Annotated in this window: 13 protein-coding genes; 5 read left to right on the forward strand and 8 right to left on the reverse strand. The window is 54.7% G+C overall.

Annotation, left to right across the window (positions count from 1 at the left end):
* Nucleotide 1: 1 nt before the first annotated feature.
* Nucleotides 2-388: a 2Fe-2S iron-sulfur cluster-binding protein gene (locus BRW62_RS04950; RefSeq protein WP_099798533.1), complete on the reverse strand. Its 387-nt coding sequence runs from the start codon at nt 386-388 to the stop codon at nt 2-4.
* A gap of 221 nt (nt 389-609) precedes the next feature.
* Between BRW62_RS04950 and wecB the strand changes: the two genes are divergently transcribed.
* The 4 genes from wecB to BRW62_RS04970 all read left to right on the forward strand — a co-directional run bounded on the left by wecB (nt 610) and on the right by BRW62_RS04970 (nt 3,861).
* Nucleotides 610-1,737 carry a non-hydrolyzing UDP-N-acetylglucosamine 2-epimerase gene (wecB, locus tag BRW62_RS04955; RefSeq protein ID WP_099798534.1) on the forward strand — a complete coding sequence of 376 codons (1,128 nt, stop codon included), beginning with the start codon at nt 610-612 and terminating at the stop codon, nt 1,735-1,737.
* Nucleotides 1,734-2,396 (forward strand): diacylglycerol/polyprenol kinase family protein, encoded by a 663-nt coding sequence (locus tag BRW62_RS04960; RefSeq protein WP_198406165.1) that lies wholly within the window; start codon nt 1,734-1,736, stop codon nt 2,394-2,396. The genes wecB and BRW62_RS04960 overlap by 4 nt, the downstream gene beginning before the upstream one ends.
* Nucleotides 2,397-2,408: 12 nt before the next feature.
* Nucleotides 2,409-2,846, forward strand: a complete 438-nt coding sequence (locus tag BRW62_RS04965) for an acyl-CoA thioesterase (RefSeq protein WP_099798535.1) — start codon at nt 2,409-2,411, stop codon at nt 2,844-2,846.
* 133 nt (nt 2,847-2,979) lie between these two features.
* A complete protein-coding gene (locus BRW62_RS04970) occupies nt 2,980-3,861 on the forward strand; it encodes a universal stress protein (protein WP_099798536.1) in 882 nt (293 codons plus the stop codon).
* A gap of 39 nt (nt 3,862-3,900) precedes the next feature.
* Here the strand turns inward: BRW62_RS04970 and BRW62_RS04975 are convergent, their stop codons facing one another.
* The 7 genes from BRW62_RS04975 to glyA are packed head-to-tail and all read right to left on the reverse strand — an operon-like array spanning nt 3,901 to nt 9,966.
* The gene (locus BRW62_RS04975; RefSeq protein WP_099798537.1) at nt 3,901-4,347 is read right to left on the reverse strand and encodes an LptF/LptG permease family protein; all 447 of its coding nucleotides are present in this window, start codon (nt 4,345-4,347) and stop codon (nt 3,901-3,903) included.
* A complete protein-coding gene (locus BRW62_RS04980) occupies nt 4,337-4,939 on the reverse strand; it encodes a D-glycero-alpha-D-manno-heptose-1,7-bisphosphate 7-phosphatase (RefSeq protein WP_099798538.1) in 603 nt (200 codons plus the stop codon). Before BRW62_RS04980 ends, BRW62_RS04975 begins: the two co-directional genes overlap by 11 nt.
* Nucleotides 4,932-5,894, reverse strand: coding sequence for a glycosyltransferase family 9 protein (locus BRW62_RS04985; protein WP_099798539.1), 963 nt, complete (start codon nt 5,892-5,894; stop codon nt 4,932-4,934). Before BRW62_RS04985 ends, BRW62_RS04980 begins: the two co-directional genes overlap by 8 nt.
* A gap of 34 nt (nt 5,895-5,928) precedes the next feature.
* A complete protein-coding gene (locus tag BRW62_RS04990; protein WP_099798540.1) occupies nt 5,929-6,357 on the reverse strand; it encodes a hypothetical protein in 429 nt (142 codons plus the stop codon).
* The gene (locus BRW62_RS04995; RefSeq protein ID WP_198406166.1) at nt 6,354-7,604 is read right to left on the reverse strand and encodes a competence/damage-inducible protein A; all 1,251 of its coding nucleotides are present in this window, start codon (nt 7,602-7,604) and stop codon (nt 6,354-6,356) included. Before BRW62_RS04995 ends, BRW62_RS04990 begins: the two co-directional genes overlap by 4 nt.
* A gap of 4 nt (nt 7,605-7,608) precedes the next feature.
* Nucleotides 7,609-8,655: a glycosyltransferase family 4 protein gene (locus tag BRW62_RS05000; protein ID WP_099798542.1), complete on the reverse strand. Its 1,047-nt coding sequence runs from the start codon at nt 8,653-8,655 to the stop codon at nt 7,609-7,611.
* Nucleotides 8,656-8,688: 33 nt separating this feature from the next.
* A complete protein-coding gene (gene glyA / locus BRW62_RS05005; protein ID WP_099798543.1) occupies nt 8,689-9,966 on the reverse strand; it encodes a serine hydroxymethyltransferase in 1,278 nt (425 codons plus the stop codon).
* A gap of 200 nt (nt 9,967-10,166) precedes the next feature.
* Between glyA and BRW62_RS05010 the strand changes: the two genes are divergently transcribed.
* Nucleotides 10,167-13,946 (forward strand): PAS domain S-box protein, encoded by a 3,780-nt coding sequence (locus tag BRW62_RS05010; protein WP_099798544.1) that lies wholly within the window; start codon nt 10,167-10,169, stop codon nt 13,944-13,946.
* The last annotated feature ends 71 nt before the right edge of the window (nt 13,947-14,017 follow it).

Here is a 14,017-nt window from a genome sequence, read left to right on the forward strand (position 1 = left end):
CCTAGTCCTCATCGAGGGGCAACCCCAACTGTACCCGTCCCTGACCAAAATAGCGACCAAATTGGAGTTCATAGACTTCGTCCTCGTCCTGGGTTTCAACATCCAGATCCGAGCGGGCATAGCTAACGCAAAGGAGGGCATATCCTTGCGCCTGTAGTGCCGGAGATAACCCCATGGCCTCAGGCTGGTAAATATCCCCTGAGAGCACTCGCACAGCACAGGTGGTGCAGGCGCCATTGCGACAGGCAAAGGGAAGTGTCAGCCCTTGGCTCTCGGCATGGTGCAAAATGTAGCGATCCTCCGGTACCTCAATCGTATAGGTTTGTGGTGGCGGATCCCCAGGCTTGAGGGGGCGAACGCGAATCGTAACGCGATGGGTGTTGCTCATAAACTGCTATAACTACCCCAATACAGACCCGGACGAACGCAGCCAATTCTTAACTCCGGTTGCCGATTCGTTGCAACATTGTCCATCACTATCGCTGATCCTCGATCTCTGGGTATCCCGAAACCACAATTATCACAAACATAGCAACGATAGCTCAGTTCTGCCTATTCCTTTTTTGATAAGCTGAACTCGTTGCGCTTGTTTAGTCTGCTGCTGCGTTTATGGTTGCTTCCCCTATTCCTATCTGTATTACGCTGGGTACTCGCCCGGAAGCAATCAAGCTAGCGCCAGTTATCCAAGTGTTCCAGCGATCGCCCCACTTTGTCCCCTACGTGGTGCTCACAGGGCAACACCGCGAAATGGTGACCCAAGTGATGAACCTGTTCCACCTAACGGCGGATCGCAACCTAGCGATTATGCGCCCCAAGCAAACCCTCACAGAGATTACCTGCCGTTCTCTGCAAGGGCTAGAGCAGCTTTATCAAGAGTTACAGCCAAAGCTCGTACTTGTGCAAGGAGACACCACCACAGCCTTTGCCGCGACCCTTGCCGCATTTTATCAACAGATTCCCGTAGGGCACGTCGAAGCAGGGTTACGCACCGACCACCTCTACAATCCCTACCCCGAGGAAGCCAACCGACGGCTGATTTCCCAGTTAACACAGCTACACTTTGCACCGACAACCCAGGCCGTGGCTAACCTTAAGGCGTCGGGGGTGGTTGGCGGCATTCACTTGACCGGCAACACCGTTATTGATGCCCTTCTGCAAGTGGCCGATCGCCAGCCTGTGTGTACAGTGCCCGGCCTCGACTGGCAACAATATCGCGTTCTATTGGCCACAGTTCACCGCCGCGAAAACTGGGGAGACCCCCTTGCGGATATTGCCGCCGGTTTCTTGCAGATTTTGGACACTCTCCCCGACACGGCCTTACTCCTGCCGCTGCACCGCAACCCCACAGTACGCGAGCCATTGCAAACCTACTTAGGCAAACATCCGCGCGTATTTTTGACCGAACCCCTCGACTACCCTGCCCTCGTGGCAGCTATCAAAGGGTGCACCCTCGTGCTCACGGACTCCGGCGGTCTCCAGGAGGAAGCCCCCAGCTTCGGTAAGCCCGTCCTAGTACTCCGTGAAACAACGGAACGTCCTGAAGCCGTCACTGCTGGTACCGCCAAACTGGTGGGAACTGCCGCCATGAGCATTGCTGCTGCCGCCCTCGAACTGCTTAACGATCCTGCGGCCTACAACCGTATGGCCAACGCCATTAACCCCTTTGGAGATGGTCACGCCAGCGATCGCATCTTCACAATTGTGCAGCAGTTTTTTTCTCAGACACCGCCCCCATGAGCACGATGTCAGCCCTGTGGGCAGCCCTGTGGGTCACCAGTTGGCTAGGACTGGTACTGTTGGCAGCGGAGCTTGTGCATTACTGGTTTCCCGATGCTAAGGAGTGGTCTCGGAAAGTGGTGCATATCGGTGCAGGGCAAGTTATTCTCATTGCCTATGTCTTGCGAGTTCCCACCAGTTGGGGCATTATTGCCGCCCTTATTGCCGCTGGCCTCACGTTGCTTTCCTATCGGATGCCCCTCCTCGAAAGTATTAGTAGCGTGGGTAGGCAAAGCTGGGGCACCTTTTTTTATGCCGTCAGTATCGGTAGTCTCATGGCACTCTTTTGGGATAAACTTCCGGAGCTTGCGGTCTTAGGGGTTTTGATTATGGCGTGGGGAGATGGCCTCGCTGCATTGGTAGGCATTAACTTTGGCCACCACCCTTTTTCTATTGCTGGCGCCACCAAAAGCTGGGAAGGAACCATTGCCATGTTTTTGATTAGCAGCCTTGTGGCAGCGCTCTCCCTTGCCCCACTTGCCCCCTTAGGTCTCTGGTGGGTTGCCCCGGTGGTGGGGCTAAGTGCAACGGTTCTTGAACTAGTGGCATGGCGAGGGCTAGATAACCTGACCGTTCCCATTGGCAGTGCCCTCATAGCTTACGCGTTGCTGTTGGTTTGAGGAGGGTGAGGAATGGAGCTTGAAACCTACGAATGCCGCGTTCACTTTGGCGATACTGATGCGGCAGGGGTTGTCTATTTTGCCAATGTGCTGCGGTTTTGCCATGAGGCTTACGAAAACCTACTGCAACAGTTGGGAGTGGATCTACGGCAGTTTTTTAGTGGTAGCGGCCTAATCGTCCCCATTACTGACGCACAGATACGGTTTCTGAAACCTCTCTACTGTGGCGATCGCCTGCGCATTATTGTCACTCCTGAGGCCGTGGATGGCAGTCGCTTTCAGCTAGGCTATAGGGTTCTAAGTTCAGAGGCCGACTGCGTAGCTGTTGCTCAAACTCACCATGTCTGCCTTGCCTTACCGGAACGACACAAGGCACCGCTTCCCCCGCCCCTCGCCGATTGGCTCACCTCGGAAATGCGCACTCCGCCAGCGAGAGGTTTTCCAGTATAGGCGATAGCTTCCCAAATTGTAGAACCTTCCATCCTCAACACCTACAATTCCAACGCTGGGACTACTAGCGCAACACCATGCTCCTAGGGTAATCTGCAATTAGAGTATGGCATCGGGGAGCAATAGGGCAGCAATGTTTAAGAACTTACTCGTTCCAACCGATCTACACGATGGCCTGCCCAAGCTCACAACCTATATTGACGCGCTAGCGGCAGCAGGTATCGAAAAGCTAGTGTTCCTTCATGCCTGCCCCATTGATGACGATGGCGACAAGCCACGGCTGCGGGAGCAAAAACTTGAACGCGCTCGTCAGTCGCTGAAAATTGACCCTACGCAGGTTCCAGTTAACATCAAGGCTGACGTCATTATTGATAATCGCCGCCCAGCCGATACCATCCTTGATACCGTTGAAAAGCACCAGATTGATCTGGTGTTGGTTAGTCGTCCTATTCGTAACCTCTTGGATGAAAAACTCTTTGGCAGTACCACCATTGGGGTGTTACAGCGGATTAAAATGCCGGTGATGATTTTGCGCCCACAGTTACTATGGGTACTCACCAGAGCAGAATTAAATTTGCGCTGCCAGCAGTTATTCCGAAACCTGTTAGTGCCCTACGACCACAGCCCATCGGCGCAGCATCTGATCCAGCAGCTACGCCAAGGGGTAAAGCGTCAGACGGGTACGGGTATTGCTTCAATGGCACTGTGCTGGATTATCAGCGATGCAGGTCAGGGGGAACTGGGGGTAGGCGAAGAACGGCCACGGGCAGAAAAAATCCTTGCCGAGCTAAAAAATGAATTTACCGGCTACGGCCTAAGCGTTGAGACAGAAATCCGGGTTGGGAATCCCATTGTCGAGGCGCAATTGGCGGCGCACGATCGCGATATTCATGCCATCGCGGTTTCCTCAGCCTCAGTGGGTAAAATCTGGGAGCTGTCTATCCCTAGCTTTGCCGGAGATATTATTCGCCGCTGTGTGTTTCCTGTTATTTATTTCCCGCCTGCGGGTCGCTAGAGCGGCAGCCTTTGAGCAGATGCAAGCGATTAGATAACCCTATGTGATCGCCTGCGGCAGCAGATAGCGTCCGATCGTCCAGCCAATAAACACCCCTAAAATTGCCATCTGCATGATCACAATCATAATTTGCCAGTTGCGGTAGCCTGCGGCACGCATTTCGATACGCACGAGGGTTTCAGAACTCATGAGGATAGCAATCAAGCTAAAGATGGCAAAGGCATTAACGAAAAGCGTGACAATGGTGCTGAGAATCAGCATGGTCACAACACTGCGTGGCCCCATTTGCATGGAGCGAAAAAAGTTGGAGGTGCCCCATACCACCACAACGGTGAGGATGGCTGCCAAGATGCAGGCGTAGGCTGACCACATCCACGGGTAAGCAGATAAATGCCAACCCACAAGAATGTAACCCAAAACCACCAATGCCAGCAGCACTAGGGGAAATTTGGTAGAGTCCGCTTTGGGGGACGCCTTATGGGGCATGGCTAGGTGGGGGCAAGTGGGTTTGAATCCACTCTACGGCAGCCTGTAAGTCAGTAGCAATATAGTCCGGTTGGCTGGGGTGCTGGTAGCGCCCTGCAAGCACCTGCTGGCCAAAGCCCGTTTGCACCAGAATGCCATAGCAGCCCGCATTACGCGCCAGATCAATATCGGTGGCCTTATCCCCCACCATGACACTGCGGGTTAGGTCAAGATCGTGATCCCAAGCTGCCGCCACCAGCATCCCCGTATTGGGTTTGCGCCATGTGGTCCATCCGGCATAGTCGCTGACCACCCCCCCTTCGGGACGGCTCAGATCTGGACAGAAATAAATAGCATCCAGAACGGCACCAGCGGTGTCCCATAGCAGTTTTTGCAGGCGCTCGTGGAGGGCATGGACATGGTCAATGCCGTAGTAGTTACGGGCAGGCCCTGACTGATTGGAGGCCAAACAGCAAAACCAGCCCTGTTCATTTAAGCGCCGCACCGCTTCAGCGACACCGGGTAGTAACTGTAGATCCTCAAGGCGGTGGATATACCCGATTTCCTGATTGAGCACCCCATCCCGATCTAAGAAAACAGCACCTCTAGCCATGGCAAGCGGCCTGAATGACTGCGCTGACGGGAATATCTGCCATATTGCCTGTGGGGGACTTGATCGCGCGAAAGCGAGGATCCGCAGGGAGCAGTTTTGCTGGATCCGTGGGGCCAAAGAGCGCTACCAAGGGGGTGCCCACTGCCACCCCAATGTGCATAGGGCCACTATCGGTGCACAGAATCTGCTGTGCCTGAGCCATGAGGGCGGCAAGTTTACCCAAATCAGGAGGGCGGGTGACGCGCACCTGCGGTAGGGCTTGGCTGAGGGCTGTGACCCATGCCTGATCCTCTGGCCCACAGGCCACAATAAAGGGCAGGTCGGGCTGCTGCTGCTGGAGAGCTTGCAACACCTCCACCCATGCGGCTGGCGGATAAATTTTGTTGATGCCTTTTGCCAGTGCCATCTGACTGGAGCCACCATGGAGGAGACGATAGCTCTCAGCGACCCCTAACCGTTGCCGCTCAGCGATCGCCCACGCTTGATCGTCCGGCTTGAGCATTGCCTTGGGCAAGGGGCAAGGGGTTGTAATGCCAAACGCCTTGAGCAGGTCATGGTACACGGCTGCACTGTACTGGTCTAAGTTAACGGGCACGGCATCGGTGAGTAACCCCAAGGGATTGAGCCTTGCAAACCCCACCCGTTTGGGAATGCCAGTGAGCCACAGGAGCAGGCGTACCGCTTTACTGCGACCCAAGGAAAGAATAGCCTCGTATTCGGCATCTCGCAGAGTGCCGATGAGGTTGGCCCAATCTGCTAGGGCATTGCGATTTTTGAAATCAAAGGGAATGACCCGCGCTACGGATGCGCTAAGTTGATAAGCTGCCACCGCCCGTGGCTCAACGACCACATCAATTTGCACCTCTGGAATGTGCGCTTTGAGATCGTCGAGGGTGGGGAAAAATAAAATTTGATCGCCAATTCCACCGGGCACCAAGGCCACGACATTTTTCATAACTTTTGGGGATATATAAAAATGGAGGGCGACCTTATTCTACCCGTAAAGTTTCACCCATCTGTCGGAGGCGATCGCGCCACGCTAGAGCTAAGGGTAACTCGGTAAAGGGAATTCGATAGGCCACACCAGCACAGGATTGCAAGACCAGTTCAATTCGCCCAGATGATTTCTGCGTATCGGGAGTGTCATTGTCTAAGGGTTGGCCCCCGGCCATAACGCTAATTGCTGTTATCTCCTCTAGACCACAGGACTGAAGCTGGATGATCCCTTGGCGTGTTGGCTTTCCCCACACTAGGCGATCGCCCCGCTGCCCTAGCACCGCCAAAATATCGTACTTACTGTGCTCAAACTCCTTTGCCCAGTGACGGTAGTACTCTAGCTTGCGGTACTCCACCCACCCTAGGCGAGCAAGGGTCAGAAATACCGCCAACAAAGAGAACCAGAAAAGACCGTGGCTCATACTTGGCTTAGCAACTGTCGCCGCAGCACATCGAGGGCATTCATAGCACTCAAATGCCGTACCCACTCTCGTCCGCGCTGAGCACTCAGGCGAAATTCACGGGTGATCACCTCACCCTCTGGCAACGCCACGCCAATATACACTAACCCCACTGGTTTAGTAAGGGTTGCCCCCCCAGGCCCAGCAATACCGGTGATGCTGATTCCCCAGTCACTGCCAAGGCGGGTTTTAACCCCCACCGCCATTTGCGCTGCCACCGTCGCACTCACAGCACCTTCGCGTTCTAAATCCTCAGAATTTACTCCCAATACCTCAACTTTGATGGCATTGGCGTAGGCAATCACCCCGCCCCGAAAGTAGTCAGAGCTGCCGGGAATACGGGTTAGCAGTTCCCCCAGCCCTCCCCCGGTACAGGACTCCGCCACCGCCACGGTGTGTTGCCGCTGCTGCAACAGCGTTGCCACACAGCCAGCAAGGCTATCGTCATCAGCGCCGTAGCAGTCTAGCCCGACAATTTGGCGAATCTCTGCTTCAACGGGACGAATCAGTTGCTGGGCTTCCGCTTCATTACTGGCGCGCACGGTAATACGCAGTCGGACTTCGCCATTACCAGCGTAGGGAGCAACGGTCGGGTGGGGACGAGCGATTTGGGCAGCCACTTTTTCTGCTAAGACCGATTCTGGGATCCCCCAAAAGCGCAACACTCGGCTGTAAATAATTTCTTTCCCCCATCCTTGCGAGCGCAGAAAAGGAACAGCCGTGTCATGCCACATCTGCTTCATTTCTGCGGGCACCCCCGGAAAGGTCATGATGATTAGGCCAGTACGCGGCTGCCAAATCATCCCTGGTGCACTGCCAATGGGGTTCGGTAAAATATCAGCACCCACCGGCAGTAAGGCTTGTTTGCGGTTACTGGGGCTAAAGCCACCGCGATGGGCATACTTCTGCTCTAAGTCAGCAATGATCTCGGGGCGTTCTGCGAGGGGGGCTTGGAAAAAGTCAGCGAGGGTTTCGGTGGTCAAGTCGTCGGGGGTGGGGCCCAGTCCACCCGTAAAAATTAACAGGCGGGCGCGATCGCAGGCAATGGCCACCACCTTTTTAATGCGGGTTGGATTATCACCGACGACGGTTTGATAGTAGTGGGGGATACCTAAGCTCGCTAACTGCTGCGCTAAAAATTGGGCATTGCTGTTGAGGATTTCACCCAAAAGCAGTTCCGTGCCCACGCAAATAATTTCTGCATTCATGGCCTTAATCGTTCTCGCTGGTGCCGATCCGCTGCCAGACATACCAAGTGGCAAACCCCATTAGCAATGATGCTGCCACCGCATAGCCCCAGCCCCCCGGCAGCCCCGCCAGTGCCATGGCCACACTGCCTACCCAAAACGTTAGGCAATAGATAAAGAGAACTGTTAACCGCTGGGACAGTCCTGCTCTGAGCAGGCGATGGTGGAGATGCCCTTTATCCGGGGCAAAGGGAGACTGACCTTGGCGCAAGCGGTTGACCACCACCGTCGAGGTATCAACAATGGGCACAGCCAGAATCAACAAGGGCAATAAAATAGCTGCAGCGGTATAGGCTTTGACCAAGCCAATCACCCCAATCCCGGCCAAGGTAAAGCCCATAAAGTAGGCACCGCCATCCCCCATGAAAATTTTTGCGGGATTGAAGTTGTAGCGCAAAAAGCCAAGGGCACCGCCGGCCAAGGCGGCGGCAATCAACCCCGCTTCTGGTTCCCCAAGGAGCATACAGACAAAAAGCATCAAGGAGGCAGCAATACCGGACACACCAGCGGCCAAGCCATCAACTCCATCAATAAAGTTAATGGCATTGGCAATGCCCACCAGCCATAGGGTAGTGAGGGGTAGGCTCAACCAGCCTAGGTCGATAATGCCGAAAAAGGGGACGGTGATGATCCGAATTTTGACCCCAACGGCCCAGACAATGCCGGCCACAACAAACTGAAGCACTAGGCGCAGCAGGGCAGGTAATGTGAGTAGATCATCCGCGAGGCCAATCAGGAAAAAGGCCACACCACCAAGGGTAACTCCCCAAATTTCGTACTCCGCAGGCTGGGGCATCACCCCGAAACCACCGGCATTCCAGACAAGGAGCAAGGCGACCAGATTGCCTAAAAAAATAGAGATGCCGCCAAGGCGCACCATGGGGCGGGTGTGAATTTTCCGCTCGTTGGGGCGATCCACAAACCCAGTCTTATGACCCAGTTCGTTGACAACAGGGGTCACCAGTAAGACAACGGCAATGGCAGCAATAAACGCAATGAGGTGGTAAAGCATCCGCTGCGGTTAAACGATGGATACAGTTCCCTCTCAGGCTAGCACTGGCTGTGGCAATTGCAAGTGGGGATACAACGGAAATTTCTCGCACAGCTCGGCCACCCGTTGGCGACAGCGGAGTTTTACGGTTTCATCTGCTGGGGCATGGAGGCGATCGCCAATGATCTCTGCAATGGTGGCAAACTCAGCTTCCTTCATGCCACGGGTGGTCAATGCTGGCGTTCCCAGACGCAGGCCACTGGTCACAAAGGGAGAGGCAGGATCGTAGGGAATGGTATTTTTATTCGTCGTGATGTTGATCTCTCCCATGAGGCGATCGGCCTCTTTCCCCGTTAAGCCCACTGAACGCAGGTCAATCAGCAGCAGGTGATTATCGGTGCCGCCAGACACGAGGCGCAGCCGCTGGGCTTGCAGACCCGCTGCCAAGGCCTGGGCATTGCGAATCACTTGGCCAGAGTAGGCAGTGAATTCAGGCTTGAGAGCCTCCCCAAAAGCTACAGCTTTGGCGGCAATGACATGCTCGAGGGGGCCGCCTTGGGTACCCGGAAAAACGGCCTTATCCAGTTTTTTGCCCAGTTCAGCGTCGCGAGTCAGGATGAGGCCGCCCCGCGGGCCGCGCAGGGTTTTATGGGTGGTGGTGGTCACCACATCGCACACTGGCACAGGGTTGGGGTGGTGCCCTGTAGCAACTAGGCCAGCAATATGCGCCATATCCGCTAGGAGATAGGCACCCACTTCATCAGCAATCTCGCGAAATGCCTCAAAGGGAATCACCCGTGGGTAGGCGGAGTATCCGCAAATAATGAGCTTAGGGCGATGCTGCCGTGCCAAGTCCCGCACTTGATCCATATCTAGGCGTTCTGTATCGGGACTGACGCCGTAGTGAACCACATTGAACCACTTGCCAGAGACATTGACAGGCGAGCCGTGGGTCAGGTGCCCGCCATGGGACAGATCCATTCCGAGGATCGTATCCCCCGGATTCAAGAGTGCCAAGAAAACGGCAAAATTTGCTTGGGCACCAGAATGGGGTTGGACATTGGCATGGGCAGCACCAAATAACTCCTTTGCCCGATCAATGGCGAGTTGCTCAACTTCGTCAATAAATTCACAGCCACCGTAGTACCGCTTGCCCGGTAACCCTTCCGCATACTTGTTGGTCAAAACGGTGCCTTGGGCGGCCATTACCGCCGGGGAGGTGAAGTTTTCACTGGCAATCAGTTCTAGATGGTGCTGCTGTCGTTGTACTTCTCGCTGTACCATTGCAGCCACAAGGGGGTCGGTTTGGGCAAGCCAGTCTAGTTGTGTCATTGGGGTGTGAGTGTCAAGGTAAAGAATTTCTTTTCTATCTTATCGCGACAGTATCTCTCGCAACCCTGAGCTTGCCTGCAACAGGAGCGGTGTTAGGGTTCACTAGCGGCAGATGAGGGCTATTTCGGAGTCAGGGAGATAGTATAGGAATTAAGACTTATCGTTGTTGTTCCCGTTTTTTCATACCGCAAGCCACCTCTATGAACGGCTCTGATCCTTTTCTTGCGCAGATCTTGGAACGGCTTCCCCACCCCGTTTTGGCGGGCGATCGCAAGGGGGTCGTTCTCTTCGCTAATGCAGCCGCAGAATCGTTGGTGGGGCACTTGGCCTGTAGTATGGTGGGCACACCTCTGGATACACTGCTAGGCATTCCCTTTCAGGTGTCTCAAGAGCGCATCCGCAACGTGCTGCAAACTCAGCGGGCTGAGCAATGGAACTGTTATGACCCCACCGATCAACGATGGTGGCAAGCAAACCTGACTCCAGACCCCACGGGGTTTACATTGATTTTAACGGATATTACCGAGCACCAACGCAGCCGCATTTTGCAGCAGGCGCAAGTCAGCGAATTAGAAAAATGGTGGCAGCGCTTTCGCACCCTCACCAACCTCGGACAGCACTTGTTTTGGGAGTGCTCTGGCGATCGCTGCCAGTGGAGCGGCAACAGTGAACGGGTGCTGGGGTATGCCCTAAGTGACCTGCCGCTGACTTTACAGGGGTGGCAACACCTCATTTACCCAGAGGATCGGGCGACCTTTGCCGACGCAATCAGCCTTAGTCAACGGCAGGCGGCCTGTTTTGTGCTCGAGTATCGCATCAAGCACGCTAGGGGGCACTACGTGTGGGTGTGCGATCGCCGTGAATTTAACCCTGACCTAGGGGGGCTAACGGCAGTGGGGTTAATCTCTGATATTAACGAGGCCAAGGAACAGGAACTACGGCTGCGCGAAAGTGAGCAACGCTACCGGAATCTGGTGGATCATCTGCCGGCGATTCTCTATCGCTGCGCGAACGATGAACACTGGACGATGGAGTACCTGAGTCCAACCTTTAGTAAGTTGGCGGGCTACCCTCACACGGAGTTAATTGGCAATCGCATCCGCAGCTACGCCAGTATTACCCACCCCGAGGATGGCGATCGCGTCAACCGGATCATTCATGAGGGCTTAGCGAGCGGCCAGCCCTTTGATGTGGGGTATCGCATTCTCCATGCCGATGGCTCCATTCGTTGGGTGCATGAGTATGGCCAGGGGGTTTACGATGCAGCGGGGCAGGTGATCGCCCTCGAAGGCATTTTAGTGGATGAAACTGAGCGCATTGCCGCTGAGCACGCCCTCCAGCAGAGTGAGTATCGGTGGCGGGCGGTCTTTGAAAATGCCCAAGTTGGTATTGTGCTCACCAGTCCCGCCGAAGGCTACCGCCTCACCTACTGTAACCCCGCCTTCTGTCAATTTGTTGGCTACAGTGCAGCGGAACTGGCTCAACTCACTGCCCATAATTTAACCTTTGCCGAAGACTGGCCGGAAGAAGCAACCCTGATCGAAGAGTGTCAATTGGGGCTGCGCAACACCTACCAAATCATCAAACGCTACCGGCACAAGCGCGGCCACACCCTTTGGGGCAACCTCACCCTCTCCTGTGTCCGGGATCCCCAAGGAGCGCCGCAGATTTTAATTGCCCTCATTGCCGATATTACCACTGAGCGGCAGTTACTCCTTTCCCTTGAGCAGCAGCAGAACCGCTATCAGCAGTTAGTGGATAACTGTCCGGTACTCATTGTTACCCTAACCCGCGAAAAAACCCTGCTCACCACTAATTGGGCAGGCTTAGATGTCTTGGCTACCGCCCAAGTGACCCCCGGAATGCACTATGCTGCCTTACTTCATCCGCAAGAGTCACTGCAGCGCGTGAACGCCTTAATCGAGCGAGTATCGCAAGGGGAAACCCTCAGCGGCGAGGAGCTTCTCTTTCGCGGTAAGGACGAGCAACCTCGCTATATGCTCTCCCATCTATTTCCGCTGATGGATGATGAGGAGCAGCTTATGGGCTGTGTGCTAGTCAGCACCGATATTAGCGATCGCAAACGGGTGCTGGCCGAACTGGATGAACGGGAAGCCCAATACCGCAGTGTCTTTGAGTCAGTGGCAGAGGGGCTGGCTATTTATGATCCCCATGCGGAACACATGATTGAAGTCAATACCGCCCTTTGCAAAATGCACGGCTACAGCCGCGAGGAGATGTTACAACTGCCTCCCCAACAGCTTGTTCATCCCGACCATTTTCAAAAGGTTAAAGACTCTCTCGAGGCCATCCGCCAGCACCGCACTTGGCAGGGGGTCGCTCAACACCGGTGCAAAAAAGGTCGCCTCATTGATGTCGAGATTTTCGCTACCCCACTCCTCTATAAAGGCAAGGAACACATCCTGTACGTAGTTCGGGATATTACGCAACTGAATCGGATCGAGGCGGAGCGATCGGCAGCCGTGCACGAGCTAGAGCAGCGAAAAATACTGCTGCAAAATTTGCTTGCAGATTTAGATGTGGGCGTAATGCTCATCAGTGCAGATCTACGGGTGCAGCTTGTCAACCCTAAAGCATGCCAACTCCTAGGGGCTAGCGCCTCTGACCTGCTTGGGCAAGCTATTGTTGAGCACTCATGGCAGGCTCTCGATGCTGAGGGTAACACGATGCCACCAGAGCAATTTCCAGTGATGCTCGCGATACAGGAGCAACGCCGGATTCAAAATCGGGTGATGGGGATTCTCAATCTGCGCACCCAAGAGCGCATTTGGCTTCAGGTGACAGCAGATCCTCAGTTTGCCCCGCATGGCACCCTTGAGCAAGTAATTGTTACCTTTAGCGACATTAGCGATCGCAAGCAGAAAGAAGACCGACTGCAACACCAAGCCGATCAACAGCACTGCCTCAGCCAGTTGATTCAAGCCATTCGCGACTCTGCCGACCTAAATACGATCTTCCAAACCGCCGTACAGGATACCAGCCGTCTGTTGCGCTGCGATCGGGCAGTCATTGTCAAGTATCACGCCGATCAAGGCCATTGGCTGCCCTTGGTTGAGCATCTTGGGCACGCCGACCTCAGGCCGACCCTAGGAGTAGCCATTCCCGATTGCGACAACCCCATTGCTGATCGACTTTCTCAGGGAGAAATGGCCGAACTGCCCTCCTTTGAAGCGGTTCAGCCCACAGATAGCATCAACCGGGGAATTGCCGAGCAGTTTGCCGGGGGCTGGTTAATCTGCCCTATTCAATTGAGCAAGCAGATTTGGGGGGCATTTTCCCTCCAACGGTGGGTGAATCCGTGCGGCTGGAGTGATGAAGAAAAAAAACTTGTACACACGATCGCTGGGCAATTGGCCGTTGCCATTGAGCAAGTGGGGCTTTACAACTACCTGCAAAGCAGGAATGCTGAGCTATCGCGCCTTGCCACCATGGATGGGCTGACGCAAATTGCCAATCGTCGCTACTTTGACCAGTACCTTGAACAGCAGTGGCAGTTGGCACAGCGAGAAAAAACTAGCATGACGCTGATATTAGGGGATGTGGATTTCTTTAAGGATTTTAATGATCACTATGGCCATCAAGCGGGGGATGAGTGCCTGATCGCGATCGCCAATACCCTGACTCAAGCGGCTCGTCGTCCGACGGATTTGGTTGCTCGCTACGGTGGCGAAGAATTTGCTCTGATTTTACCCAATACCACCCTACTGGGGGGCGTGCGCATTGCCGAGCGGATTCAGCACCTTGTGTATCATCTCAATATTCCCCATGCTGCTTCTGCGGTGGGCGATCGCGTCACCCTGAGTTTAGGGCTTGTAACCCTCATGCCCCAAGTCGGCCAAGCAGTAGCTGAGCTGATCCGGCTAGCGGACGAGCAACTTTACCGAGCCAAAAATAGAGGCCGCAATATCTACTGCTGCTATCCTGAGCACCCTGCTAGCACACAGGGGGAAACGTTATAGCTTCCTTGCGCGACCTTAGAAAACAGCCGCTGGCTGCCCACGACTGCTGCTAGGGTGCCGAGCACTGCGGC

Origin of the sequence: Thermostichus lividus PCC 6715 (genome assembly GCF_002754935.1) — a bacterium.
GTDB classification, from domain to species: Bacteria; Cyanobacteriota; Cyanobacteriia; order Thermosynechococcales; family Thermosynechococcaceae; genus Thermosynechococcus; species Thermosynechococcus lividus.

Excerpts from the sequence above, each read along its gene's own strand:
- BRW62_RS05000 (WP_099798542.1), bottom strand. The coding sequence starts at position 8,655 with ATGCTTTACCACCTCATTGCGTTTATTGCTGCCATTGCCGTTGTCTTA.
- BRW62_RS04980 (WP_099798538.1), bottom strand. The coding sequence starts at position 4,939 with ATGGCTAGAGGTGCTGTTTTCTTAGATCGGGATGGGGTGCTCAATCAG.
- BRW62_RS04995 (WP_198406166.1), bottom strand. The coding sequence starts at position 7,604 with ATGAATGCAGAAATTATTTGCGTGGGCACGGAACTGCTTTTGGGTGAA.
- BRW62_RS04965 (WP_099798535.1), top strand. The coding sequence starts at position 2,409 with ATGGAGCTTGAAACCTACGAATGCCGCGTTCACTTTGGCGATACTGAT.
- glyA (WP_099798543.1), bottom strand. The coding sequence starts at position 9,966 with ATGACACAACTAGACTGGCTTGCCCAAACCGACCCCCTTGTGGCTGCA.
- BRW62_RS04985 (WP_099798539.1), bottom strand. The coding sequence starts at position 5,894 with ATGAAAAATGTCGTGGCCTTGGTGCCCGGTGGAATTGGCGATCAAATT.
- BRW62_RS05010 (WP_099798544.1), top strand. The coding sequence starts at position 10,167 with ATGAACGGCTCTGATCCTTTTCTTGCGCAGATCTTGGAACGGCTTCCC.
- BRW62_RS04960 (WP_198406165.1), top strand. The coding sequence starts at position 1,734 with ATGAGCACGATGTCAGCCCTGTGGGCAGCCCTGTGGGTCACCAGTTGG.
- BRW62_RS04950 (WP_099798533.1), bottom strand. The coding sequence starts at position 388 with ATGAGCAACACCCATCGCGTTACGATTCGCGTTCGCCCCCTCAAGCCT.
- BRW62_RS04990 (WP_099798540.1), bottom strand. The coding sequence starts at position 6,357 with ATGAGCCACGGTCTTTTCTGGTTCTCTTTGTTGGCGGTATTTCTGACC.
- BRW62_RS04975 (WP_099798537.1), bottom strand. The coding sequence starts at position 4,347 with ATGCCCCATAAGGCGTCCCCCAAAGCGGACTCTACCAAATTTCCCCTA.
- BRW62_RS04970 (WP_099798536.1), top strand. The coding sequence starts at position 2,980 with ATGTTTAAGAACTTACTCGTTCCAACCGATCTACACGATGGCCTGCCC.
- wecB (WP_099798534.1), top strand. The coding sequence starts at position 610 with ATGGTTGCTTCCCCTATTCCTATCTGTATTACGCTGGGTACTCGCCCG.